This is a genomic window from Pseudacidovorax sp., assembly GCF_017991995.1.
In the GTDB taxonomy this organism is placed as follows: domain Bacteria; phylum Pseudomonadota; class Gammaproteobacteria; order Burkholderiales; family Burkholderiaceae_C; genus Xenophilus.
This window is the reverse complement of the sequence record NZ_JAGOPN010000006.1, coordinates 113,031-135,343: the sequence shown is the minus strand read 5'-3', so window position 1 is coordinate 135,343 and position 22,313 is coordinate 113,031. Positions and strand designations below refer to the sequence as shown.

Sequence of the window (22,313 nt, the reverse complement as noted above, 5' to 3'; positions counted from 1 at the left end):
CCCGTCAAAACAGGTATCCGGAAATCGCCGAAAATAACGACATGCCGTGCATGTACTCCCCACTTCTCTCTGCCGTCCGCGGCGTGTTCGTTCAACAGGGAGGCGCTCATGGCCAGCTCTGATGTCAAGACGACCATGGACGAGGCTGGGCTGCGCTACAAGTCCAAGACCCCGGGTTCTCCTTTCAAGGCCTCGTCCTCCTTCAGCGGCGCCACGATGTCGTGCTTTCTGTGCGGCAAGCACCGCCCCCGTTCCCTGATGCAGACCAAGCGCGTCCTGGGCAAGGCCCAGCCGGTGTGCGCGCCGTCTTGCAAGGAACTGGAAGCGACGCTCAAGGGCGGCGGCTGAACCCACGGGGCGCCCCGCATGGGGCGCTTTGAAGCCTGGACCGGTGCTCCAGGGGGCTGAAGGCGGGGCATTCCGCCTTCGTCGTTTGCCGATATTCAGTTTGCGCCGACAGGGGTGTAGCTGTCACGGTGGTCGGCCAGCCACTGTTGCGCAAGCGTGCCCTCCTGTTCGGAGGGATGGAACGTCGGGCGAAAGTAGGCGCGCCACGCGCGCACATTGCTGGTCAGCAGGCCTTCGCGACTGAACAGGGTCTGCCAAGCCTGCCGCCAGGTCGATCGCTTCCACAGCTGTTTTTCATGGCGCAGATTGGCCACGGTCTGTCGAAGCAGGTCGGTCAGGAAGAGCAGGGTGACGCGCCGCATCCAGCGCCGCCGCCATGATTCCGCGCCTCCGACGGCGCGATAGAGGTCGAAGGCGGTGCATTTGTGCTCCGACTCCTCGGCCGCATGCCACATCCACATCGTGCGCAGACGAGGCTCGACCGCCTCCAGCGTCCGGGGATGGCGCAGCAGCCAGTCCGCGAAGAGGGCGGTGAAATGCTCGGTCGCGGCAGTGATCGCCAGGGCGTGTCGCGGATCCTGGCCCTCGAGCAGTGCCATCCGTTGCTTCATGCGTGGCGTCCAGGAATCCTCGAGGCCCTGCCGTTCGAGTTGGCCGTTGAACAGGGCGTGAATGCGCCTGTGCGTGGCTTCCTGGCCGATGAAGCCGCGCACTTCGGCCTGGCAGCGCTGTTGCGCATCGGGCGCCAGCAGCGGCAGAGCGCCCCGCACGGCATCGATGAAGAACTGCTCCCCGAACGGAAAGCTCATGGACAGCGCATTGAAGAACGCCGTCTGGAAGGCATTGCCCGCGCACCACTGGCGATCGAACGGGGCGTCCAGGTCGATCAGCAGTCTTCGAATCACAAGCTGGCTCATCAAAACGCTTTCAAAGGTTGGTACGGTGGCGTACCGCGATCATCCTTCAAAGAGTCGGTACGCTCAAGTACCGACCAAGCTTCGATCAGGGCTTTGTACGATCCGTGCCGGCCGCGTTCCCTCGGCCTACGCATTGCATGAACACCTCCACCCCACCCGAAGAGAACCTCACAGAGACCGGCCATCGCGAGCGCCTGCTGCAAGGCATGGCCCGCGCCCTGGCGGCGCGTGGCTACGCCCAGACCTCCATCGCCGACATCGTGCGGGAGGCCGCGGTGTCGCGCCGTACCTTCTACGAGCACTTCGCCGGCAAGACCGAGTGCCTGCTGGCGCTGTATGAAGCGGCCAGCGGCGTGGCGTTGAAGGTGCTGGTCGAGTCGGTCGACCGGTCGAGGCCCTGGCAGGTCCAGGTGGACGGCGCGGTGCGGGCCTATCTGGAGTGCCTGGCCTCCGATCCGGTTCTTCTGCGCACGCTGTTCGTCGAGATCCTCGGCCTGGGCCTGGAAGGCCTCGCGGTCCGGCGCCGGGTACATCTGGCCATCGCCGATTTCATCGGCGCGGCCGTTCCCGATGCGCAGGGCCAGCCGCTTGACCGGCAGATGGCCATGACGGTCGTGGGCGGCATCCACGAACTCGTGCTCCTCGCGGTGGAGGAGGGGCGGGAGGCCGACCTCACCGCGCTGGTGGAGCCGGCCACGCGCCTGGTGCGTGCCGTGGCGCAGCGCTGACGGTCAGCGTTGCGTCGGCGTCGGCATTGGGTTCGAGGTGGTCGGCTGTGCCTGGGCCACTTGCCCGAAGACGGGCGCGCCGAGGCTCGCCGCGCGCGGGGGCTGAGGCGCGTGGAACTGCACCACCAGCGGCACGATGAGCAGCGCCACGATGTTGATGATCTTGATCAGCGGATTGACGGCCGGCCCGGCCGTGTCCTTGTAGGGGTCGCCCACCGTATCGCCTGTGACGGCCGCCTTGTGGGTCTCGCTGCCCTTGCCGCCGAAATGGCCGTCCTCGATGTACTTCTTGGCGTTGTCCCAGGCGCCGCCGCCAGTGCACATCGAGATCGCGACGAACAGGCCGGTGACGATGGTGCCCATCAGGAGGCCGCCCAGGGCCTTCGGCCCCAGCACCAGGCCCACCACGATGGGCACGAGTACCGGCAGCAGCGACGGGATCATCATCTCCTTGATGGCCGCGCCGGTGAGCATGCTGACCGCCTTGCCGTACTCGGGCTTGCCGGTGCCGTCCATGATGCCGGGGATGGTGCGGAACTGACGTCGCACTTCCTCGACCACCGCGCCGGCCGCGCGGCCCACAGCCTCCATGGCCATGGCGCCGAAGAGGTAGGGAATCAGCCCCCCGATGAACAGCCCCACGATGACCAGCGGATCGGACAGGTTGAAGTCGATGGCCTGGCCATAGCTTTCGAGCTTGTGCGTGTAGTCGGCGAACAGCACCAGCGCTGCCAGACCCGCCGAGCCGATGGCATAGCCCTTGGTCACCGCCTTGGTCGTGTTGCCGACGGCATCCAGCGGGTCCGTCACGTCGCGGACGGATGACGGCAGTTCGGCCATCTCCGCGATGCCACCCGCGTTGTCGGTAATGGGGCCGTAGGCGTCCAGCGCGACCACGATGCCGGCCATGGAGAGCATCGAGGTCGCCGCGACGGCGACGCCGTACAGCCCGGCCAGCGTGTAGGCCGCCAGGATCGCGGCGCAGACGAAGATCACGGGCCATGCCGTGGAGCGCATGGACACCCCCAGGCCGGCAATGATGTTGGTGCCATGGCCCGTCGTCGAGGCCTGCGCCACATGCTGCACCGGCTTGTACTGCGTGCCCGTGTAGTACTCGGTGATCCATACCAGCGCTGCCGTCAGTGCCAAGCCGACGAAGCAGGCGCCGAACAGGCGCAGCTGGCTGCCGGCGGCGACCACCGCGTTGTCCGGCATCAGCCAGGCCGTGACGAACCAGAAGGCGACGAGAGACAGAGCGCCGGCCACCGCCAGGCCGCGGTAGAGCGCCGGCATCACGTTGGTCATGCCCGGTGACGCCTTGACGAAGAAGCAGCCGACGATGGACGCGATGATCGAGACGCCGCCCAGCGCCAGCGGATAGATCACCGCATTCGCCGGCGCTGCCGTGACCATCAAGGCGCCCAGCACCATGGTGGCGATCAGCGTGACGGCGTAGGTCTCGAAGAGGTCGGCCGCCATCCCGGCGCAGTCGCCGACGTTGTCGCCCACGTTGTCGGCGATCACGGCGGGGTTGCGCGGATCGTCCTCGGGAATGCCGGCTTCGACCTTGCCGACGAGGTCGGCGCCGACGTCCGCTCCCTTGGTGAAGATGCCGCCGCCGAGCCGGGCGAAGATGGAGATCAGCGAGGAGCCGAAGGCAAAGCCGATCAGCGGATTCAGTGCCTGCGGCGTGGCCGTGCCCGCGCCCAGGAAGGCGTAGAAGCCGGCGACCCCCAGCAGCCCCAGCCCGACCACCAGCATCCCGGTGATGGCGCCACCCCGGAACGCCACCTGCAACGCCGGTCCGATGCCCTGCGCAGCCGCCTGTGCCGTGCGCACATTCGCGCGGACCGACACGTTCATGCCGATGAAGCCGCAGGCGCCCGACAGCACGGCGCCGACCACGAAGCCCGCGGCCGTCAGTCCATCAAGGAACAGCGCGATCAGCACCGCGAGCACCAAGCCCACAATCCCGATGGTTGTGTATTGCTTCGCCAGGTAGGCCGAGGCACCGGCCTGGATCGCCGCGGCGATCTCCTGCATGCGGGCGTTACCGGGATCGCGGGAAAGAATCCAGCTTCGCGCCCAGACACCGTAGATGACGGCGATCAGCCCGCAGGCGATCACCGCATACAAAGGGAAGTTGCCAGTCATTGCCGTCTCCATGTGGTTGTGAAGACGCCAGCCGGGACCCTGCCGCAACGCGTCGGGCCCAACTGCCGCCGCGTTGCTTCCTCGATGCCCGGGCAGAACCCGCCTTGCATTGATTGGCCAACGCAACGAATTTACAGGCAAACCGAGCCGGTGTCAGGCTGGCGTCGGCCCGCTGGCTAAACTCGGGGTTTGTCCCGACCCACGGGGCGAACGCCACTCCAACCAAAGACAAGCATGTCCTTCGACAAAATCCCCCCGGGCGCCAAGGCCCCTGAAGAGTTCCACGTCGTCATCGAGATCCCGATGAACGCCGATCCGATCAAGTACGAGGTGGACAAGGAGACCGGCGCGATCTTCGTCGACCGGTTCATGACCACGGCGATGTACTACCCCACCAACTACGGCTACGTGCCGCAGACCCTGTCGGGCGACGGCGACCCGGTGGATGTGCTGGTGGTCACGCCCTATCCGCTGCTGCCGGGCGTGGTGGTCAAGTGCCGCGCGCTGGGAATCCTGAAGATGGAAGACGAAGCAGGCGTGGATGGCAAGGTGCTGGCCGTGCCCACCGACAAGATCCTGCCGATCTACAGCCACTGGAAGACGGTTCAGGACGTGAACCCGATGCGCCTCAAGGCCATCAGCCATTTCTTCGAGCACTACAAGGACCTCGAAGCCGGCAAGTGGGTCAAGGTGCTGGGCTGGGACGGCGTCGAGGCCGCCCACAAGGAAATCACCGACGGCATCGCCGCGTACAAGAAGTAATCCGCCGCCGCGGATTGCGATCATGAGCCCGCTTCGGCGGGCTTTTTCGTCTGCGTTCGGCACGCGCCCTGGCAGGGCAGGCCTGTCAGAAGCCCAGGTAGCGCCCCGGCTTGTGGTTGATGGCCAGCACGGCGTTGAGCGCGATGGCCCCTGCGATGGACAGCATCACCCGCTGCGGCTCCACCAACGCGAACGCGGTGGCGACGATGAGGCAGTCGAAGCCCATCTGCACCTGCCCGGCGCGCCAGCCCTTCTTCTCCTGCAGCCAGACCGCAAGGATGCCGATGCCCCCCAAGCTGCAGCGGTGGCGGAACAAAATCAGGAAGCCGGTGCCCGTCACCAGCCCGCCTGCCAGGGCGGCGTAGAGCGGCTGCAGGCGGTCGAAATGCAGCAACCCCGGCTGCCACAGCGTCAGCAAGGACAGCGAGGCGACGGCCAGGAAGGTCTTGACGGTGAAGGCCGCGCCCAGCTTGCGCCAGGCCAGCCAGTAGAAGGGCAGGTTGAGAAGGAAGAAGAGCGTGCCGAAGCTGGCGCCTGTGCCGTAGTGGAGCAGGAAGGCAATGCCTGCCGTGCCGCCCGTCAGCAGTCCGGCCGTGGTGAACAGCGCCACGCCCATGGAAATGAGCAGGGTTCCGCTGGCGATGGCCAGCGCGTCCTCCCACAACGCGTGGCGGGTCCGCGAGGCTGCAGGGGTGACGGGAGCGGCTGCGTCGGTCATCGATCAAGCTTAGCGGGTGGCAGGTAGGACGCGCGTGATCTGGCGCAGGGATCCGTCCTGCTGCCGGCACCCGAAGAGAGCGGCTAGGCGCGGAACGGGCTTCGTTCGCCGAGTTCCGACAGATAGGCCGACACGCCTTCGCCTTCGCGCTCCAGAAAGCGCTCCACTGCATCCGCGAAGGCGGGGTGGGCGAGCCAGTGGGCGCTGCTGGTCTTGACGGGCATGAGCGCGCGGGCCATCTTGTGCTCGCCCTGTGCGCCGCCCTCGAAGCGGTGAATCTGGTGCGCGATGCACCATTCGATGGGCTGGTAATAGCAGGCCTCGAAGTGCAGGCAGTCGACCCGCTCCAAAGCACCCCAGTACCGCCCATAGGCAACGCCCCGCCCATCGGCATCGGCACCCAGGCCGATCAGGCTGCAGGCCATGGCCCGGCCCTCGCGCTCGGCCACGAAGATGAGCCAGGCGTCGGGCAGGCTGGTCGCCATTCGGTGAAAGAAGTCCCGGGTCAGATAGGGCGGGTTTCCATGCTCACGGTAGGTTCGCGCGTAGCAGCGATAGAAGAAGTCCCAGTCCGCGTCCCGGATGTCTGTGCCACGAGCCCACCGGAAGCGAACGCCGCTTTCGGCGACTTTGCGGCGCTCCTGGCGGATCTTCTTGCGCTTCTCCTGGTTGAGGGCCGCGAGGAAGTCGTCGAAGTCCTGGTATGGACCCGCTTGACCCTTCGCCGCCGGATGCTGGTTCTCCCAGTGGAACTGCACTGTGTGCCGCAGCATGAGGCCAGCCGCCTCGCAGGCCGCGATGTCCTCGTCGTCGCCGAACAGCAGGTGCAGGGACGACAGTTCGTTGTCCGCGGCCCAGGCCACCAGCGATCGGATGAGTGCCTGTCGTGTGGGCGGGTCGACCGCCAGCAGACGGGCACCCGGCACCGGCGTGAACGGGACCGCCACCAGCGCCTTGGGGTAATAGCGCATCCCATGCTGCTCGTAGGCATTGGCCCAGGCCCAATCGAACACGTATTCGCCGTAGGAGTGGGACTTCAGGTAGAGCGGGCAGGCGGCGACCAGCTCATCGGCCCGCCACAAGGTGGCGAAGGCGGGGGCCCAGCCTGTCTGCGCCGTTGCGCTTCCGCTCGTGTGGAGCGCCGCAAGATACTCGTGGCGCATGAAGGGACCCGGCGCAGCCTGTCGGGCAAGCAGGGTGTTCCACGACGAGGCATCGATCAGCAGCGGATCGTCGACGATCCTGAATTCGAGGGACGCTCCAGCCATGGTTACTTCACTCCATGACGGCGGGACGTCGGCGCCGCTCCGCAATCCAGATACCGCCCAGCACGAGGGCCAGTGCGACGAGGTGGAAGGGGCGCAGCGGCTCGTCCAGCACCAGCACGGCCAGCAGAGGGCCGAAGATCGGCGTCAGGTTGACGAAGACTCCGGCGCGCTCCGGCCCGATCAGCGAGACGGCCTGGATGAAGGTGATCTGCGACACGAAGGAGGGCAGCAGGCCCACGAAGAGCATCAGCGCCCAGCCGGTCGCCGTGGGCATGAAGAAGCGGTCCGTGGCTACCTCGAAAGCCAGCAGGGGCAGGGAGGTCAGCGCCGCGACGCCCGCGGCGGCGGCGAAGAAGACGATCGGCGGCACGGGTGGCCGCCGGGTCAGCCCGAGCATGTACCCGGCGTAGAAGAGGCTGGCCAGCAGCATCCAGAGGTCGCCGACGTTGAAGTCGAGCGTGGCGAGCACGTGAAGCTGGCCGCGCGAAGCCACGACGACGCAGCCCGCCAGGGTCACGGCCACCCCCAGCGCCTGCATGGGCCGGAAGCGCCGGCCCGCGAACACGAAGCTGCCCAGAAGCACCAGCACCGGGATCGTCCCCTGGATGATGGCGATGTTGATGGCCGAGGTGTGGTGTGCCGCCGCGTAGAAGAGGGCATTGAAGGCAGTGAAGCCTGCCGTGCCCATGATGGCGATCAGGCGCCAGGATCGCGCCACGGTGCGCCAATGCCGGGCGATCTCGTGCCGGGCGGTGAACCACAGCGCCACACAGCAGATCGTCCACCGCGCCGTGGTCAGCATCATGGGCGAGATGTTTCCGACGGCGAGCCTCGCAGCGACGGCATTGCATCCCCACATCAGGGTGGTGAATACGAGCAGCAGCGTGGCGTTGTGGCTGGCGCGCCGGTACGCGGCGGCGATCCCGTGAAGCGCAGGCGGGGAAGTCGAAGGCATGGATCGGCGAGCGTAGCAGCCGACCGCCCTGTGCGCTGGGCGATGGTGCGAATGACATAATTTCCGAGCGTGGGTGCAACTTCGCGCCGCCTCAGCGGCTTGCGACACCTCGTGCCCCAGGGGTCTGCGTGCGCGCGGCCTGTCACCCAGTCTCTTGCATCACTCTCATTACAGGAACACCGCCATGAAGCAGATCACTGCCATCGTCAAACCTTTCAAGCTCGACGACGTGCGCGAGGCGCTGGGTCAAGTCGGCGTCTCCGGCCTGACGGTGACCGAGGTAAAGGGGTTCGGCCGCCAGAAGGGCCACACGGAGCTCTATCGCGGCGCCGAGTATGTGGTCGACTTCCTGCCCAAGATGAAGATCGAGGTGGTGGTCGCCGACGCCGACGTGGAGAACTGCGTCGACGCCATCGTCACGGCGGCCCGCACCGGCAAGATCGGCGACGGCAAGATCTTCGTGACCGAAGTGCAGCGCATCGTTCGTATCCGGACCGGCGAGGAGAACGAGAGCGCGGTCTGAGGGCGCGCGGCTCCAGCGCGGGGCCGTCCGCCATAGGCCTGCGCGAAGGCCCAGCCGCGCCCCTCAGATGTTCTGGGTGAGGAGCGGCGCGCTGCGATCTCGAGGAGCTTGCTGCCGCAGCTTCTCCAGAAGGACATCCAGTACGCTGCCAGATTCGATCAAGCCCATCTGCCAGTCGTTCATCAGCCCTGCACGGATGCTCTGGTCCACGAAAGCGAGCAGTCCGTCGTAGTAGCCTGCGACGTTGAGCAGGCCGATGGGCTTGTCGTGGTAGCCCAATTGGCGCCACGTCCACATCTCGAAGAGTTCCTCGAAGGTGCCGATGCCGCCCGGCAGCGCAAGGAAGGCGTGCGCCCGCGCGGCCATCATGGCCTTGCGCTCGTGCATGGTGTCGACCACGTGCAGTTCGTCGCACAAGGTGTTGGCCAGTTCCTTGTCGACAAGCGCCTTGGGAATGATGCCGACCACACGGCCGCCCGCAAGTCGCGTGGCCTCGGCGACGGCGCCCATCAGGCCGGTGCGGCCGCCGCCGTAGACCAGTTGGCCACCGTTTGTGCCGATCCAGCGGCCCGTGGCCTCGGCCGATTCCATGTACTCGGGTCGCGTGCCAGGCCGGGAGCCGCAGTACACGCAGACGGAAAAGGAGGAAGGGTGATTCATGCGCGCGCCTTCCCACTCAAGCGATGAAGCGTTGCCAGAGCGCAGCGAGCCAGATGCCCCCGGCCAGAAGGCTGGTGAGGAAGACGGCAGCGCTGCCCATGTCCTTGGCACGCTTGGACAGGTCGTGCCACTCGGGCCCGATGCGGTCGATGGCGGCCTCGACCGCGGTGTTGAGCAGTTCCACGATCATCACCAGAAGAACGCCGGCGACCAGAAGCGCCGTCTCGATCCAGCTCTGCCCGACGATGAAGGCCAGCGGCAGGAGGACGATCGCAAGGCAAGCCTCCATCCTGAAGGCGGGCTCACCCCAGCCTGCCTTCAGCCCATTGAGGGAGTAGAGGGTGGCATGCCAAAGACGGTCTAGACCCTTGCGCGCTTTCTGGCGATTGACATGCAGGGTGGGTTCAGGAGTGCTCATCGGGGAATCGGCGAGGCATCGACGATGCGGGTGCCTGCCCATGCGTCGTGCCAGAACTGTTGTTGAGGGTGAAAACGTGCCAGCAGGGCCCAGATGGCGACCCAGCCTGTCATCAGAACGAGCACTTCGCCGCCGCTCACCTTGAACGGGAGGGCATGGATGGCCGCCAACGGCGGCAGGAACCAGAGCCAGCCGAGAAGGTAGCGGACCAGCGCGCGACCCTGGGTCAGAGGGCGGCCGTTTCGATCCACCAGGCGCAGTCTCCAGGTCTTCATCGCGAGTGTCTGGCCGCGGGACCAGAACACCGTGAAGTAGATTCCGAACACCACGAAGAGAAAAGCCTGGAGCAGGGGGCGGCGTGCATCCATGGCGTCACGCATCTGCCCCAGCGTGCTGAAGAGCCAACCAGCCACGAACACGACGGCAAAAAGCAGAAGTCCCTCGTAGAGCCAACAGGCCATCCGGCGCCAGATGCCGGGGGGAGCCACTGGCGTCGGTACGTCTTGGCGGGCTGGAGAAATGGAGGAAGCCGGGGTGCGCAACGAAGGCATGCCCTATTGTCGGGCACGCCGGCTAAGGTGCCGTGGCCGTCGGCTCGGCCGACGGCCGTCCTGTCATCAGGATGCTGCCCGCGTCCTGCCCTGTGGCGTCGCCGATCGGCGCGGCATTGGCAGCCTCCGGCCCGGGCGAGGGCGTGATCTGGATCCGCGGGCCGCCATGCGGCTGCTGGAAGGCGGTGGCAGGTACGGGAACCAGTTTGTCTGCCGGCACCGGCCGCGCTGCAGGAGCGGCACCGATGCTGCGTCCACCCGCACTTTCCGCCAGTTTGCGCCGCTCCGCTTCGCTCAGAGCCTGATAGGCCTCCCATTTGGCCTTGAGCTGATCGGCCGGCGCGAGATTGCGCACTTCGGCGAAATTGAGCCGCGCCAGCGCGCGCTGGCGCGGACTCAGCGCAGCCCAGTCCGTCATGCGTTCATGCAACTTGGCCTGCTCTGCTGTCCCGATCTGGTCGAAGTTGCGGGACAGCGCGATCCATTTGCGGCGTTGGGCATCGCTCAGGGTGTTCCAGTGGGGTGCCAGGGGCGCAAGCGCCTGCTGCTGGGCCTTGGTGAGCGTTGTCCACCGCGGTCCACTGCGCGTCTGCGCTGCCGACTTGACCGACCCTGCGGCTGGACCACTTTCGCCGGCATGCACTGGAATCGAACCCGCCCCGATCGTCATGACGGCCAGGATCAGCGCAAAAATGTTGTGTGTCGGCAACATTTGACGGCCTTTGGCATGGTCGCCAAGCGAAAGATTCACGTGCGAAGGCCGGGTCATATCGACCTCCATCACTGGTGCGCAGCGGCGGCGTTCGCCTTCAGGAACTGGGCAAAACCGGGGTCGGTGTAGGCGGCGGGCGGGAGGTCGTCGGTCAGCAAGGCTGCATCGACCTCGGCCAGTTCGGCGGTACGGCGCTCTTCCTGGGTCAGGCCAATGGTGAGCAGGCCAATCGTCAGCAGCAGCAGGGGCGCCACGGCCAGCGCGCGCTGCCACCAGCCCTGAAGGCCGAGGATGGCGCTGCCGCCGGCTTCGACCACGACGGTGTGGGCCATCTCGCGCTTTCGCTGGGAAAGCGCCCGTGTGCGGGACGCTCGGAGGCGCTCGCTGATGTCGCGCGGCAGGTCGTCTGCACCGGCGCTCAGTCGAGCGGCGATGGCGCGGCCGAACAGGTCTTCCGGATTGGAGGAGGAGGTCATGCGTGTCGAAGTCATGGCGGCAGAAACCCCTTCGCCTTGAGGGCGCGGCTGAGTGCCTGGATGGCCCGGGAGCAGTGCGTCTTCACGCTGCCTTCTGAGCAGCCCATGGCGGCGGCTGTCTCGGACACATCCATCTCCTCCCAGTAACGCAACAGGAAAGCTTCTCGTTGACGAGTGGGGAGCGCCGCGATCTCGGCTTCGATCTGGTGGAAGACCTGGGTGCGGCGGGTGACATCCTCGGCGCTTTCGGTCTCGCGGGTGTCGAGGTCACCGTTGAAGCTGCCGAGCAGATCGAAATCGCCCGCGTCGTCGTCGTCGCTCTCGAAGTCGCTGAGGTTCGAGAACAGGGCCCGGCGCGTCTTCTGTCGCCGAAACCAGTCGAGGGTGCAGTTGGACAAAATCCGCTGGAACAGCATCGGCAACTCGGCCGGTGGCTTGTCGCCATAGTGTTCGGCCAGCTTCATCATGCTGTCCTGCACGATGTCCAGGGCCGCCTCTTCATCGCGAACGTGGTACAGCGAACGCTTGAATGCACGCTTTTCGACGCTCTTGAGAAAATCTGAGAGTTCTTGTTCGGTGGCCAAGCGCGAGGTTGCCGTAGGGCGAGGGAGGGGCGACTGCGGAGGGGCTATGGCGCGAACCTGTGACAAAGGCCCGCAGACAAACTCATGGATTATTGCATTGGCTGGCAGGAGGCTGGCTTTTGTCCTGTCCGGTGTCATAATCGCCGGCTCGCAGTCAAAAGGCAAACGGGTCAAAGTCCGGCGGTTCACCTGTCCGCCCATGGTTTTGGCCTCAAGTCCTGGCGCGGCCCCACAAGGGCTGGCAAGGGGCACCCAAGGTTTTTCGTTCCCGAAAACTCGGAAGGTTCATCAAATGGAAATCTCCAAGGCAGAGACCGCCGCGGTCGCGGCTGGCCAACCCCAAGAACTCATGGGCTCTGAAGTGCTGATCAAGGCACTGCAGGCCGAAGGCGTCAAGTACATCTGGGGCTACCCCGGTGGCGCCGTCCTCTACATCTACGACGCGCTCTACAAGCAGGACACCATCCAGCACGTGCTGGTGCGCCACGAGCAGGCGGCCGTGCACGCCGCCGACGGTTATGCCCGGGCGACGGGCGACGTCGGCGTGGCGCTGGTCACCTCGGGCCCGGGCCTGACCAATGCGGTTACCGGCATCGCGACCGCGTACATGGATTCGATCCCCATGGTGATCGTCGCCGGCCAGGTGCCCACGGCGGCCATCGGCCTGGACGCCTTCCAGGAATGCGACACCGTCGGCATCACGCGCCCCATCGTGAAGCACAACTTCCTGGTCAAGGATCCCAAGGATCTGGCGGCGACCATGAAGAAGGCCTTCCACATCGCCCGCAGCGGCCGGCCCGGCCCGGTGGTGGTGGACGTGCCCAAGGACGTCTCCTTCAAGAAGGTGGCCTACCACGGCTACCCGGACAAGGTCGAGATGCGCTCGTACAACCCGGTGCGCAAAGGCCATGGCGGGCAGATCCGCAAGGCGCTGCAACTGCTGCTGACGGCCAAGCGTCCGTACATCTACACCGGCGGCGGCGTGTTGCTGGGCAATGCCACCAACGAGTTGCGCACGCTGGTCGACATGCTCGGCTATCCGGTCACCAATACGTTGATGGGCCTGGGTGCCTACCCCGCGAGTGATCGCAAGTTTCTGGGCATGCTGGGCATGCACGGGACCATCGAAGCCAACAATGCCATGCAGAACTGCGATGTGCTGCTGGCTGTGGGCGCGCGTTTCGACGACCGTGTGATCGGCAACCCGAAGCACTTCGCGCAGAACGAACGCAAGATCATCCACATCGACATCGACCCGTCGAGCATCTCCAAGAGGGTGAAGGTGGACGTGCCCATCGTCGGCGACGTCAAGGACGTGCTGACCGAGCTGATCTCCATGGTGCGCGAAAGCGGCACCAAGCCCGACGCCGGGGCGCTGGCCGACTGGTGGAAGACCATCGAGACCTGGCGCAGCCGCGACTGCCTGAAGTACGACCGCGACAACAAGGACGTGATTAAGCCCCAGTACGTCGTCGAGACGCTGTGGAACATGACCAAGGACGTCGAGGCCTATGTGTGCTCCGACGTGGGTCAGCACCAGATGTGGGCCGCGCAGTATTACCGTTTCGACGAGCCGCGTCGCTGGATCAACTCCGGCGGCCTGGGCACCATGGGCGTGGGCATTCCCTACGCCATGGGCATCAAGCTGGCAAAGCCGGAGGCGGAGGTCTTCACCATCACCGGTGAAGGCTCGGTGCAGATGTGCATCCAGGAGCTGTCGACCTGTCTGCAGTACAACACGCCGATCAAGATCTGCTCGTTGAACAACCGCTACCTGGGCATGGTGCGCCAGTGGCAGGAGATCGAATACTCCGGCCGCTACAGCCACAGCTACATGGACGCGTTGCCCAACTTCGTGAAGCTCGCAGAGGCCTACGGCCACGTCGGCATGCTGATCGAGCGTCCGCAGGACGTCGAGCCCGCACTGCGCGAGGCCCGCAAGCTCAAGGACCGCACCGTGTTCATGGACTTCCGCACCGACCCCACCGAGAACGTGTTCCCGATGGTCCAGGCCGGCAAGGGCATCACCGAGATGCTGCTGGGCAGCGAAGACCTGTGAGCCGTTGAGCGGGGCCGGCCGTGCGCGGCCGGCGCTGCGTTTTCCTTCCCCTTCCAGACGAATCTATTGCCCGCCAAGCCTGCGCATTACCGTGCGCAGGGGAGGGCGGCGAAAAGAGGAATCGACACCATGAAGCACATCATTGCCGTGCTGCTCGAGAACGAGCCCGGCGCACTCTCCCGCGTGGTGGGCCTGTTCTCGGCCCGCGGCTACAACATCGAGTCGCTGACGGTGGCCCCCACCGAAGACCCGAGCCTGTCGCGCATGACCATCCAGACCCAGGGTTCGGACGACGTGATCGAGCAGATCACCAAGCACCTGAACCGCCTGATCGAGGTGGTCAAGGTGGTCGACCTGACCGAAGGCGCCTACACCGAGCGCGAGCTCATGATGGTGAAGGTGCGCGCCGTGGGCAAGGAGCGCGAGGAGATGAAGCGCATGGCCGACATCTTCCGCGGCCGCATCATCGACGTGACCGACAAGAGCTACACCATCGAGCTCACAGGCGACCACGGCAAGAACGACGCCTTCCTGGACGCCATCGACCGCAGCGCCATCCTCGAGACGGTGCGAACGGGCCCGAGCGGCATCGGCCGCGGCGAGCGCATCCTGCGCGTGTGACGGAATCGGGGCTCGGTCCTTGCCCGTCCGGTCCGAGCCTGTCGAAGCCCCGCGAGCCAGACGGCCTGCGGGACTGCAATGAGCCCTTCGACAGGCTCAGCACGGACGGCATCCACGCATCGCAAACGCATCATCCAACCGGAGAGAAGACATGAAAGTTTTTTACGACAAGGACTGTGACCTGAGCCTGATCAAGGGCAAGACCGTCGCCATCATCGGCTACGGCTCGCAAGGCCACGCGCATGCCCAGAACCTGAACGACAGCGGCGTGAAGGTCGTGGTCGGCCTGCGCAAGGGCGGCGCATCGTGGGACAAGGTCGGCAAGGCTGGCCTGAACGTGCTCGAAGTGAACGAGGCCGTGAAGTCCGCCGACGTCGTGATGATCCTGCTGCCCGACGAGCAGATCGCCGAGGTCTACAAGAACAACGTCGAGCCGAACATCAAGGAAGGCGCCTCGCTGGCCTTCGCCCACGGCTTCAACGTGCACTACAACCAGGTCGTGCCCCGCGCCGATCTGGACGTGTGGATGGTGGCGCCCAAGGCTCCGGGCCACACCGTTCGTTCCACCTATGCCCAGGGCGGCGGCGTGCCCCACCTCGTGGCCGTGCACCAAGACAAGTCCGGCAAGGCTCGTGACCTGGCCCTGAGCTACGCCATGGCCAATGGCGGCGGCAAGGCCGGCATCATCGAGACCAACTTCAAGGAAGAGACCGAGACCGACCTGTTCGGCGAGCAGGCCGTGCTGTGCGGCGGCGCCGTCGAACTGATCAAGATGGGCTACGAGACGCTGACCGAAGCCGGCTACGCACCCGAGATGGCCTACTTCGAGTGCCTGCACGAGCTCAAGCTGATCGTCGACCTGATCTATGAAGGCGGCATCGCCAACATGAACTACTCGATCTCCAACAATGCGGAGTTCGGCGAGTACGTGACCGGCCCCGAGGTGATCAACGATCAGTCGCGCGCCGCCATGCGCAACGCCCTCAAGCGCATCCAGAACGGCGACTACGCCAAGATGTTCATCCAGGAAGGCCGCCTGAACTACCCGTCGATGACGGCCCGCCGCCGCAACACTGCCGACCACTCGATCGAGCAAGTCGGCGGCCAGCTGCGTGCCATGATGCCCTGGATCGCCAAGAACAAGCTGGTCGACCAGACCCGTAACTGATCGGGCTTCGGCGGGGCATCTCCGCCAGCCGCAAAGGCCACCGCGTGCGGTGGCCTTTTTCTTTGTCGTCACCCTTGATGGCGTGTGCGCCGATGTCCTTTGGAAGCGGCAATCCGCCGCGGGGCGCGGCGACGTCATTGACTACACTGCCACGTTTCCCGGAAGGCCGGAGGCCGAATTCATGCACGACCACTCCCCCTTGAACGACGCGCCGATCCGCAAGCGCCGCAAGGGCATCTACGTACTGCCCAACCTGGTCACGCTGGCGGCGCTGTTCGGTGGCTTCTATGCCATCGTCATGGCCATGAACGGCCGCTTCGACCTGGCCACGGTGGGCGTGTTCTGCGCCATGGTGCTCGACAGCCTGGACGGCCGCGTGGCACGCATGACGCACACCCAGAGTGCCTTCGGCGAGCAGATGGACTCGCTGGCGGACATGGTGTCCTTCGGCGCGGCGCCGGCGCTCATCGCCTACGAATGGTCGCTCAAGGGCCTGGGCCGCTGGGGCTGGATCGCTGCCTTCGTGTACTGTGCCTGCGCGGCGCTGCGGTTGGCGCGCTTCAACGTCAACACTGGCGTGGTCGACAAGCGTTGGTTCCAGGGTCTCCCTTCGCCCGCCGCAGCGGCGCTGGTGGCCGGCTTCATCTGGCTGATGACCGACTGGGGCCGGCGCGGCGCCGACGTCTGGTACCTGAGCTGGACGCAGATCACCTGGATCACCTTCTTCTTCACGCTGTACGCGGGACTGTCGATGGTGACCAATGCGCCGTTCTACAGCTTCAAGGACATGCAGATCCGCAAGAGCGTGCCTTTCGCCACGTTGGTGCTGATCGCGCTGGGCATCGCGGTGATCAACATCCATCCGCCCACCGTGCTGTTCTGCCTCTTCGTGCTCTATGGCCTGAGTGGCTACGCGATCTATGCATGGCGCAAGGCCAAAGGCCAACCGGTGAGCATGATCAGCATTTCCACCGACGAGCCCGACGAGCGTGGGTTGCACGAATGATCGGGCCCTGTGTTAGAGTCGGAGCCCTCATGAACGTTTTTGCCCTGGCCCTACTACTGATCTCCCCCGACGGGCGGAGAAGGTAAAGGCGCGCGCGCAAAACACCCTCGACACGGCCCGTTTGTACCAGCAACGGGCCGTTAGTCTATGGGGTTGCTGGTCGGTTCCAACCTCTTGCAGAGAAATCGACATGCTTCAGCAGCCTCACACCAAGTACCGCGCCTTCGCACCGATCGGTCTCAAGGACCGCACCTGGCCCGACGCCGTAATCACCCGTGCGCCGATCTGGCTGTCGACCGACCTGCGCGACGGCAACCAGGCCTTGGTCGAACCGATGGACCTCGAACGCAAGATGCGGATGTTCGAGACGCTCGTGGCCATTGGCTTCAAGGAGATCGAGGTCGGCTTTCCCTCGGCTTCGCAGACCGAGTTCGACTTCGTGCGCAAGCTGATCGAGGAAGACCGCATTCCCGACGACGTGACGATCCAGGTGCTGACCCAGGCGCGCGAGCACCTGATCGAACGCACCTTCGAATCACTGCAAGGCGCCCCGCGCGCGATCGTGCACCTCTACAACGCCGTGGCGCCGGTCATGCGGCGCGTGGTGCTCGGCCTCGACGAAGACGGCATCGTCGAACTCGCCGTGACCCATGCGCGGATGTTCAAGGACCAGGCCGCGCGCCAGCCGGCCACCCAATGGACCTTCCAGTATTCGCCCGAGATGTTCTCCGGCACCGACCTGGCCTTCTCCAAGCGTGTCGTCGATGCCGTGACCGAGGTCTGGGCACCGACGCCGGATCGCAAGTGCATCGTCAATCTGCCGTCGACCGTCGAGCATTCCACGCCCAACATCTTCGCGGACATGATCGAGTGGATGCATCGCAACCTCGAGCGGCGTGATGCCATCGTGCTCTGCGCACACCCGCACAATGACCGCGGCACCGGTACGGCCGCTGCCGAGTTCGCCGTCATGGCGGGCGCGAACCGGCTCGAAGGTTGCCTCTTCGGCAACGGCGAGCGCACCGGCAACCTCGACATCGTGAACGTGGCGCTCAACCTTTACACGCAAGGCGTGTCGCCGGGCCTCGACTTCTCCCACATCGACGACATTCGCGCCACGGTCGAGTATTGCAATCAGATCCCGGTGCATCCGCGCCATCCCTATGTGGGCGACCTCGTCTACACCTCCTTCTCGGGCTCGCATCAGGATGCGATCAAGAAGGCCTTCTCGGCGCGCAAGGACGGCGACATCTGGGACATCCCCTACCTCCCGATCGACCCGAAGGACGTGGGCCGCAGCTACGAAGCCGTGATCCGCGTGAACAGCCAGTCGGGCAAGGGCGGTATCTCGTACCTGCTCGAAAGCGAATACGGCCTCGAATTGCCGCGCCGCCTGCAGATCGAGTTCAGCCAGGTGGTGCAGCAGGTGATGGACGTGGAAGGCAAGGAACTGGGCGCGGCCGACCTCTGGAGCATCTTCCGCCGCGAGTACCGCATGGACGGCGCCCAGGGCCTGCGCCAGCGCGTGCAGTCCGTGGAAGGCGAGGGCGACCAGGCGCTCACCGTGCTGCGTGGCGAACTCATGTGGGCCGGCGAATCAGTGGCCATCGAAGGCCGCGGCAACGGGCCCATCGATGCCTTCAGCCGGGCCGTGGCCGAGGCCATCGGACAGCCGATCCGCGTGATGGACTACCACCAGCATGCCATCGGCGCCGGGGCCGACGCGCGCTCGGTGGCCTATGTGGAAATGCGCATGGGCGATTCGCGAACCCTGTTCGGCGTCGGCATCGATGCCGACACCACGGCCGCTGCGCTCAAGGCCATCGTGTCGGGCATGCAGCGTGCCGGAGGTGCAGAGGCGCAGCAGGCACAATCGTCGGTTGCCGCCGAGGTGGCCTGACGCAGAACGTACACGGACAAGGAGCCCACGATGACCGACCAGCTGATCATTTTCGACACCACCTTGCGCGACGGCGAGCAGTCGCCAGGCGCCTCGATGACGCGTGACGAGAAGCTGCGCATCGCGCGCCAGTTGGAGCGGCTCAAGGTCGACGTGATCGAGGCTGGCTTTCCCGCCAGCTCCAATGGCGACTTCGAGGCGGTGCAGGCCATCGCCAACGCCATCAAGGACTCCACCGTGTGCGGCCTCTCGCGTGCCAACGACCGCGACATCTCGCGCGCCGCGGACGCCCTCGCGGGCGCGGCGCGGGCGCGCATCCACACTTTCATCGCCACGTCGCCGCTGCACATGGAGAAGAAGCTGCGGATGACGCCGGAGCAGGTGCTGGAGCAAGCGAAGCTGGCCGTGCGCTTCGCCCGCAACAAGGTGGCCGATGTGGAATTCAGCCCCGAGGACGGCTACCGTAGCGACGTGGACTTTCTCTGCCGCGTGCTCGAGGCCGTGATCGCCGAAGGCGCCACGACCATCAACGTGCCCGACACGGTGGGCTATGCGATCCCCGAGCTCTACGGCCAGTTCATCAAGACGCTGCGCGAACGTGTTCCCAACAGCGACAAGGCCATCTGGTCGGTGCACTGCCACAACGACCTGGGCATGGCGGTGGCCAACTCGCTGGCCGGCGTGAAGATCGGCGGCGCCCGCCAGGTCGAATGCACCATCAACGGCCTGGGCGAGCGCGCGGGCAACTGCTCGCTCGAAGAGATCGTGATGGCGGTGAAGACCCGCAAGGACTACTTCGGACTCGACCTCAACATCGATACCCAGCACATCGTGGCGGCCAGCCGCATGGTCAGCCAGACCACCGGCTTCGTCGTGCAGCCCAACAAGGCCGTGGTGGGCGCCAATGCCTTCGCGCATGCCTCCGGCATCCACCAGGATGGCGTGCTCAAGGCCCGCGACACCTACGAGATCATGCGCGCCGAGGACGTGGGCTGGACGGCCAACAAGATCGTGCTGGGCAAGCTCAGCGGCCGCAACGCCTTCAAGCAGCGATTGCAAGACCTGGGCGTCTCGATGGACAGCGAGGCCGACCTGAACGCCGCCTTCCTGCGCTTCAAGGAACTGGCTGATCGCAAGGCGGAGATTTTCGACGAGGACATCCTTGCCCTTGTCAGCGCCGAGCAGCAGTCGAACGTTGACGAGCAGTTCAGCTTTGTGTCGCTCTCACAGCACAGCGAGACCGGTGAGCAGCCTCATGCCCGTGTGGTCTTCATCGACCAGGGCAAGGAGGTGGTGGGCGAATCGGGCGGCAACGGCCCTGTCGACGCTTCGCTCAAGGCCATCGAGTCGCATGTGAAGAGTGGCGCCGAGATGGTGCTGTACTCGGTCAATGCCATCAGTGGCTCGACCGAAAGCCAGGGCGAAGTGACGGTGCGGCTGCAGAATGCGGGGCGCGTGGTCAACGGTGTCGGGGCCGATCCCGACATCGTGGTGGCCTCGGCCAAGGCGTACCTCAGCGCCCTGAACAAGCTGCACAGCCAGACTGAGCGCGTGGCGGCGCAGGGTTAGTTTCGAGCGCTCTTCGGCTTGCATGAAGAAGGGGGCGCAAGTCACTGATTTGCGTCTCTTTTTTGTATTCGATAGACTGCGGCACCTTGTAGATTTCCATGCCGCTGGAGTAGTTGATGGCCGAAGCCCCCGCGCAGCCTGTTTTGCCCCGAATTCCTTCACAGCGGTACTTGCCCGCGCTGCGCCTTCTGGCCGTGGCGCTTTGCGCAGTTTCCTTCCTGACGCCCGCCGCCCATGCCACTGGCAAGAAGCAGCAGGCCGCGGCCAAGCGGCCAACTGCCACCAGCAAGGTCGCGGCCAAGCCCGCCACCAAGGCGTCCAAGACCCGCACCGAGGAGCGTGCCGTGCGCGGTGGCCGGAATGTGGTCGCGACGGTGCGAAAGAGTGGCGGCAAGACGGTGGTGGCCGTGCAGCGTCGCTCCGTGGTGCGCGTCGCCGAGCCGCCCCGCCAGTCCTATGGCCAACTCGCTGGCCTTCATCACTCGCAGGACCCGCTGGACCTGAAGTCGAGCGTGGCGCTGGTGATGGACCAGGACACCCGCGAAGTGCTGCTGAGCAAGAACGACCATGCCGTGCTGCCCATCGCCTCGATCACCAAGCTCATGACGGGCCTGCTGATCAGCGAGGCGAAGTTGCCGATGGACGAGCCGATCACCATCACCCAGGACGATGTGGACACCGAGAAGTTCAGCCGTTCGCGCCTGGCCGTGGGCACCACGCTGCCGCGCGGCGAACTGCTGCATCTTGCCCTGATGTCGAGCGAGAACCGGGCCGCTCATGCGCTGGGGCGTACCTACCCAGGCGGTCTGGCCACCTTCGTGAGCGTGATGAATGCCAAGGCGCGGATGATCGGCATGAAGGACACCCGCTATGTCGAGCCCACGGGTCTGTCGAGCAGCAATCAGTCCACGGCCCAGGACCTGGCCCTTCTCGTGGCTGTCGCGTCGCAGGATTCGCTGGTGCGCAGCCTGACGACCTCGCCGGAATACCAGGTGGAGGTGGGCAACCGCATGCTGCAGTTCAACACCACAAACCGGCTGGTGCGCAGCCCCGATTGGGACATCGGTCTGCAGAAGACGGGCTACATCTCCGAGGCCGGACAGTGCCTGGTGATGCAGGCGCGCGTCGCCGGCCGCAAGCTCATCATGGTGTTCCTGGACTCTGCCGGCAAGTTCAGCCGGATCGCCGATGCCGAGCGCGTTCGCCGCTGGGTGGAGACCAACCGCTTCGCGCCGATGCATACGGCCAGCAGCCAGATTTCTGGCTGACCCCCGGGGCAGTATGGGCTGCTCCAGATGAACCAAGGGCCCTCTCGAGGGCCCTTTGCGTTTTGCGTCGGCGTACCCGCGGCGCGCCGGGAACCGTGAACGACGCTGTGGCGTCAGGCCGCCCTGGCCGGCTGTGCCATGTCGGCAGAGGGCGGCGTCGCATCCGTGTAGCCGAGCGCGCCGGAGATCTCGTTCGCCGTGGCCTGCAACTTGGGGAGCCAGCCGTCATCGAGCCGATCGGCGGGGGCCGAGATGGACAGGCCCGCCACGAGCTTGCCCTGGTCGTCGTAGATGCCTGCCGCCATGCAGCGCACCCCGAGTTCCAGTTCCTCGTTGTCCCGCGCGATGCCGTACTGCCGCGCCCGGGCGAGTTCGCGCTCAAGGACAGGCAACTGCGTGATGCTGTTGCGGGTGTGGCCTGCGAGGCCAGTGCGCGTCGCGTAGCTGCGCACGCGCTGCTGTTCGTCGGCGGCGAGGAACAGCTTGCCGGTGGAGGTGAGGTGCAGTGGCGCACGGCCGCCGATGGCCCGCACCACCTGCATGCCGGAGCGTTCGCTGTAGGCCCGCTCCACGTAGACGATCTCATCGCCTTGCCGCACGCTCAGGTTGACCGGCTGCTGCGTGAGCTTGTGCAATTCGCGCATCGGCCCCAGGGCGGCGTCGCGAACATTCAGCCGGCCTTTGACCAGATTGCCCAGTTCGAGCAGCCGCATGCCGAGGCGATAGCTGCCCGGTTCCGGCCGGTCCACGAAACGTCCGACGGCGAGGTCGTTGAGGATGCGGTGGGTGGTGGAGGGATGGAGCCCCGTCTTTTCGCTGATCTCCTTGAGGGAGATCGCGTCCTCGCGAGACGCCAGCACGTCGATCAGGGCGAACATGCGCTCGATGACCTGGATGACGGGCGTGGCAGGAACGTCGGTGTTGTTCTTTCTCATGGGACGGCACTGA

23 protein-coding genes are annotated in these 22,313 nt (G+C 65.6%); 11 read left to right on the top strand and 12 right to left on the bottom strand.

Going from position 1 to position 22,313, the window contains the following annotated elements; all coding sequences use genetic code 11:
* The first annotated feature begins 108 nt into the window (after positions 1 to 108).
* Positions 109 to 348 (top strand): hypothetical protein, encoded by a 240-nt coding sequence (locus KBC94_RS10225; RefSeq protein ID WP_017757288.1) that lies wholly within the window; start codon positions 109 to 111, stop codon positions 346 to 348.
* Between the two features lie 95 nt (positions 349 to 443).
* On the opposite strand, the gene KBC94_RS10220 is transcribed toward KBC94_RS10225, so the two are convergent.
* Positions 444 to 1,265 (bottom strand): metal-dependent hydrolase, encoded by an 822-nt coding sequence (locus KBC94_RS10220; protein WP_294369557.1) that lies wholly within the window; start codon positions 1,263 to 1,265, stop codon positions 444 to 446.
* 137 nt (positions 1,266 to 1,402) lie between these two features.
* Here KBC94_RS10220 and KBC94_RS10215 point away from each other — a divergent pair, with 137 nt between their 5' ends.
* Positions 1,403 to 1,993: a TetR/AcrR family transcriptional regulator gene (locus tag KBC94_RS10215; RefSeq protein WP_294369553.1), complete on the top strand. Its 591-nt coding sequence runs from the start codon at positions 1,403 to 1,405 to the stop codon at positions 1,991 to 1,993.
* 3 nt (positions 1,994 to 1,996) lie between these two features.
* On the opposite strand, the gene KBC94_RS10210 is transcribed toward KBC94_RS10215, so the two are convergent.
* The gene (locus tag KBC94_RS10210) at positions 1,997 to 4,147 is read right to left on the bottom strand and encodes a sodium-translocating pyrophosphatase (RefSeq protein ID WP_294369552.1); all 2,151 of its coding nucleotides are present in this window, start codon (positions 4,145 to 4,147) and stop codon (positions 1,997 to 1,999) included.
* A 234-nt stretch (positions 4,148 to 4,381) separates the two neighbouring features.
* Between KBC94_RS10210 and ppa the strand changes: the two genes are divergently transcribed.
* Positions 4,382 to 4,909, top strand: coding sequence for an inorganic diphosphatase (gene ppa, locus KBC94_RS10205; RefSeq protein WP_017757292.1), 528 nt, complete (start codon positions 4,382 to 4,384; stop codon positions 4,907 to 4,909).
* Positions 4,910 to 4,994: 85 nt separating this feature from the next.
* Here ppa and KBC94_RS10200 read toward each other — a convergent pair whose 3' ends face one another.
* The 3 genes from KBC94_RS10200 to KBC94_RS10190 form a co-directional block, all read right to left on the bottom strand.
* On the bottom strand, positions 4,995 to 5,627 hold the full coding sequence (locus KBC94_RS10200; protein ID WP_294369545.1) for a YitT family protein: 633 nt from the start codon (positions 5,625 to 5,627) through the stop codon (positions 4,995 to 4,997).
* 83 nt (positions 5,628 to 5,710) lie between these two features.
* Positions 5,711 to 6,895: a GNAT family N-acetyltransferase gene (locus KBC94_RS10195; protein ID WP_294369542.1), complete on the bottom strand. Its 1,185-nt coding sequence runs from the start codon at positions 6,893 to 6,895 to the stop codon at positions 5,711 to 5,713.
* 7 nt (positions 6,896 to 6,902) lie between these two features.
* Positions 6,903 to 7,850: a DMT family transporter gene (locus KBC94_RS10190; RefSeq protein ID WP_081682386.1), complete on the bottom strand. Its 948-nt coding sequence runs from the start codon at positions 7,848 to 7,850 to the stop codon at positions 6,903 to 6,905.
* A gap of 184 nt (positions 7,851 to 8,034) precedes the next feature.
* Between KBC94_RS10190 and KBC94_RS10185 the strand changes: the two genes are divergently transcribed.
* Positions 8,035 to 8,373 carry a P-II family nitrogen regulator gene (locus tag KBC94_RS10185; RefSeq protein ID WP_017757297.1) on the top strand — a complete coding sequence of 113 codons (339 nt, stop codon included), beginning with the start codon at positions 8,035 to 8,037 and terminating at the stop codon, positions 8,371 to 8,373.
* A 63-nt stretch (positions 8,374 to 8,436) separates the two neighbouring features.
* Here the strand turns inward: KBC94_RS10185 and KBC94_RS10180 are convergent, their stop codons facing one another.
* The 6 genes from KBC94_RS10180 to KBC94_RS10155 form a co-directional block, all read right to left on the bottom strand.
* Positions 8,437 to 9,033 carry a TIGR00730 family Rossman fold protein gene (locus tag KBC94_RS10180; protein ID WP_294369527.1) on the bottom strand — a complete coding sequence of 199 codons (597 nt, stop codon included), beginning with the start codon at positions 9,031 to 9,033 and terminating at the stop codon, positions 8,437 to 8,439.
* A gap of 16 nt (positions 9,034 to 9,049) precedes the next feature.
* Positions 9,050 to 9,451 (bottom strand): diacylglycerol kinase, encoded by a 402-nt coding sequence (locus KBC94_RS10175; protein WP_294369524.1) that lies wholly within the window; start codon positions 9,449 to 9,451, stop codon positions 9,050 to 9,052.
* Positions 9,448 to 9,912 (bottom strand): RDD family protein, encoded by a 465-nt coding sequence (locus KBC94_RS10170; RefSeq protein ID WP_294369889.1) that lies wholly within the window; start codon positions 9,910 to 9,912, stop codon positions 9,448 to 9,450. The genes KBC94_RS10175 and KBC94_RS10170 overlap by 4 nt, the downstream gene beginning before the upstream one ends.
* 112 nt (positions 9,913 to 10,024) lie before the next feature.
* Positions 10,025 to 10,771, bottom strand: coding sequence for a DUF3106 domain-containing protein (locus KBC94_RS10165; protein WP_294369521.1), 747 nt, complete (start codon positions 10,769 to 10,771; stop codon positions 10,025 to 10,027).
* A gap of 11 nt (positions 10,772 to 10,782) precedes the next feature.
* Positions 10,783 to 11,190, bottom strand: coding sequence for a DUF3619 family protein (locus KBC94_RS10160; protein ID WP_294369518.1), 408 nt, complete (start codon positions 11,188 to 11,190; stop codon positions 10,783 to 10,785).
* 11 nt (positions 11,191 to 11,201) lie between these two features.
* Positions 11,202 to 11,774 (bottom strand): RNA polymerase sigma factor, encoded by a 573-nt coding sequence (locus KBC94_RS10155; RefSeq protein WP_017759051.1) that lies wholly within the window; start codon positions 11,772 to 11,774, stop codon positions 11,202 to 11,204.
* 292 nt (positions 11,775 to 12,066) lie between these two features.
* Between KBC94_RS10155 and KBC94_RS10150 the strand changes: the two genes are divergently transcribed.
* From KBC94_RS10150 to KBC94_RS10120, 7 genes are all read left to right on the top strand, one after another.
* Positions 12,067 to 13,833 (top strand): acetolactate synthase 3 catalytic subunit, encoded by a 1,767-nt coding sequence (locus KBC94_RS10150; protein ID WP_294369512.1) that lies wholly within the window; start codon positions 12,067 to 12,069, stop codon positions 13,831 to 13,833.
* Positions 13,834 to 13,962: 129 nt separating this feature from the next.
* Complete coding sequence (ilvN, locus tag KBC94_RS10145) at positions 13,963 to 14,454, top strand: acetolactate synthase small subunit (protein ID WP_017759053.1); 492 nt, start codon at positions 13,963 to 13,965, stop codon at positions 14,452 to 14,454.
* 151 nt (positions 14,455 to 14,605) lie between these two features.
* Positions 14,606 to 15,622, top strand: a complete 1,017-nt coding sequence (ilvC, locus tag KBC94_RS10140; RefSeq protein ID WP_294369505.1) for a ketol-acid reductoisomerase — start codon at positions 14,606 to 14,608, stop codon at positions 15,620 to 15,622.
* A 181-nt stretch (positions 15,623 to 15,803) separates the two neighbouring features.
* On the top strand, positions 15,804 to 16,628 hold the full coding sequence (gene pssA, locus KBC94_RS10135) for a CDP-diacylglycerol--serine O-phosphatidyltransferase (RefSeq protein WP_017759055.1): 825 nt from the start codon (positions 15,804 to 15,806) through the stop codon (positions 16,626 to 16,628).
* A gap of 190 nt (positions 16,629 to 16,818) precedes the next feature.
* The gene (gene leuA, locus KBC94_RS10130; protein WP_294369502.1) at positions 16,819 to 18,528 is read left to right on the top strand and encodes a 2-isopropylmalate synthase; all 1,710 of its coding nucleotides are present in this window, start codon (positions 16,819 to 16,821) and stop codon (positions 18,526 to 18,528) included.
* A gap of 30 nt (positions 18,529 to 18,558) precedes the next feature.
* Positions 18,559 to 20,097, top strand: a complete 1,539-nt coding sequence (locus KBC94_RS10125) for a 2-isopropylmalate synthase (RefSeq protein ID WP_294369501.1) — start codon at positions 18,559 to 18,561, stop codon at positions 20,095 to 20,097.
* A gap of 116 nt (positions 20,098 to 20,213) precedes the next feature.
* Positions 20,214 to 21,365 carry a serine hydrolase gene (locus KBC94_RS10120; RefSeq protein WP_294369499.1) on the top strand — a complete coding sequence of 384 codons (1,152 nt, stop codon included), beginning with the start codon at positions 20,214 to 20,216 and terminating at the stop codon, positions 21,363 to 21,365.
* 113 nt (positions 21,366 to 21,478) lie between these two features.
* Here the strand turns inward: KBC94_RS10120 and KBC94_RS10115 are convergent, their stop codons facing one another.
* On the bottom strand, positions 21,479 to 22,300 hold the full coding sequence (locus KBC94_RS10115; RefSeq protein WP_294369497.1) for an IclR family transcriptional regulator: 822 nt from the start codon (positions 22,298 to 22,300) through the stop codon (positions 21,479 to 21,481).
* Positions 22,301 to 22,313: the final 13 nt, after the last annotated feature.

Coding starts and splice junctions, on each gene's coding strand:
- KBC94_RS10225 (WP_017757288.1), top strand. CDS start 109: ATGGCCAGCTCTGATGTCAAGACGACCATGGACGAGGCTGGGCTGCGC.
- KBC94_RS10220 (WP_294369557.1), bottom strand. CDS start 1,265: ATGAGCCAGCTTGTGATTCGAAGACTGCTGATCGACCTGGACGCCCCG.
- KBC94_RS10215 (WP_294369553.1), top strand. CDS start 1,403: ATGAACACCTCCACCCCACCCGAAGAGAACCTCACAGAGACCGGCCAT.
- KBC94_RS10210 (WP_294369552.1), bottom strand. CDS start 4,147: ATGACTGGCAACTTCCCTTTGTATGCGGTGATCGCCTGCGGGCTGATC.
- ppa (WP_017757292.1), top strand. CDS start 4,382: ATGTCCTTCGACAAAATCCCCCCGGGCGCCAAGGCCCCTGAAGAGTTC.
- KBC94_RS10200 (WP_294369545.1), bottom strand. CDS start 5,627: ATGACCGACGCAGCCGCTCCCGTCACCCCTGCAGCCTCGCGGACCCGC.
- KBC94_RS10195 (WP_294369542.1), bottom strand. CDS start 6,895: ATGGCTGGAGCGTCCCTCGAATTCAGGATCGTCGACGATCCGCTGCTG.
- KBC94_RS10190 (WP_081682386.1), bottom strand. CDS start 7,850: ATGCCTTCGACTTCCCCGCCTGCGCTTCACGGGATCGCCGCCGCGTAC.
- KBC94_RS10185 (WP_017757297.1), top strand. CDS start 8,035: ATGAAGCAGATCACTGCCATCGTCAAACCTTTCAAGCTCGACGACGTG.
- KBC94_RS10180 (WP_294369527.1), bottom strand. CDS start 9,033: ATGAATCACCCTTCCTCCTTTTCCGTCTGCGTGTACTGCGGCTCCCGG.
- KBC94_RS10175 (WP_294369524.1), bottom strand. CDS start 9,451: ATGAGCACTCCTGAACCCACCCTGCATGTCAATCGCCAGAAAGCGCGC.
- KBC94_RS10170 (WP_294369889.1), bottom strand. CDS start 9,912: ATGGCCTGTTGGCTCTACGAGGGACTTCTGCTTTTTGCCGTCGTGTTC.
- KBC94_RS10165 (WP_294369521.1), bottom strand. CDS start 10,771: ATGACCCGGCCTTCGCACGTGAATCTTTCGCTTGGCGACCATGCCAAA.
- KBC94_RS10160 (WP_294369518.1), bottom strand. CDS start 11,190: ATGACCTCCTCCTCCAATCCGGAAGACCTGTTCGGCCGCGCCATCGCC.
- KBC94_RS10150 (WP_294369512.1), top strand. CDS start 12,067: ATGGAAATCTCCAAGGCAGAGACCGCCGCGGTCGCGGCTGGCCAACCC.
- ilvN (WP_017759053.1), top strand. CDS start 13,963: ATGAAGCACATCATTGCCGTGCTGCTCGAGAACGAGCCCGGCGCACTC.
- ilvC (WP_294369505.1), top strand. CDS start 14,606: ATGAAAGTTTTTTACGACAAGGACTGTGACCTGAGCCTGATCAAGGGC.
- pssA (WP_017759055.1), top strand. CDS start 15,804: ATGCACGACCACTCCCCCTTGAACGACGCGCCGATCCGCAAGCGCCGC.
- leuA (WP_294369502.1), top strand. CDS start 16,819: ATGCTTCAGCAGCCTCACACCAAGTACCGCGCCTTCGCACCGATCGGT.
- KBC94_RS10125 (WP_294369501.1), top strand. CDS start 18,559: ATGACCGACCAGCTGATCATTTTCGACACCACCTTGCGCGACGGCGAG.
- KBC94_RS10120 (WP_294369499.1), top strand. CDS start 20,214: ATGGCCGAAGCCCCCGCGCAGCCTGTTTTGCCCCGAATTCCTTCACAG.
- KBC94_RS10115 (WP_294369497.1), bottom strand. CDS start 22,300: ATGAGAAAGAACAACACCGACGTTCCTGCCACGCCCGTCATCCAGGTC.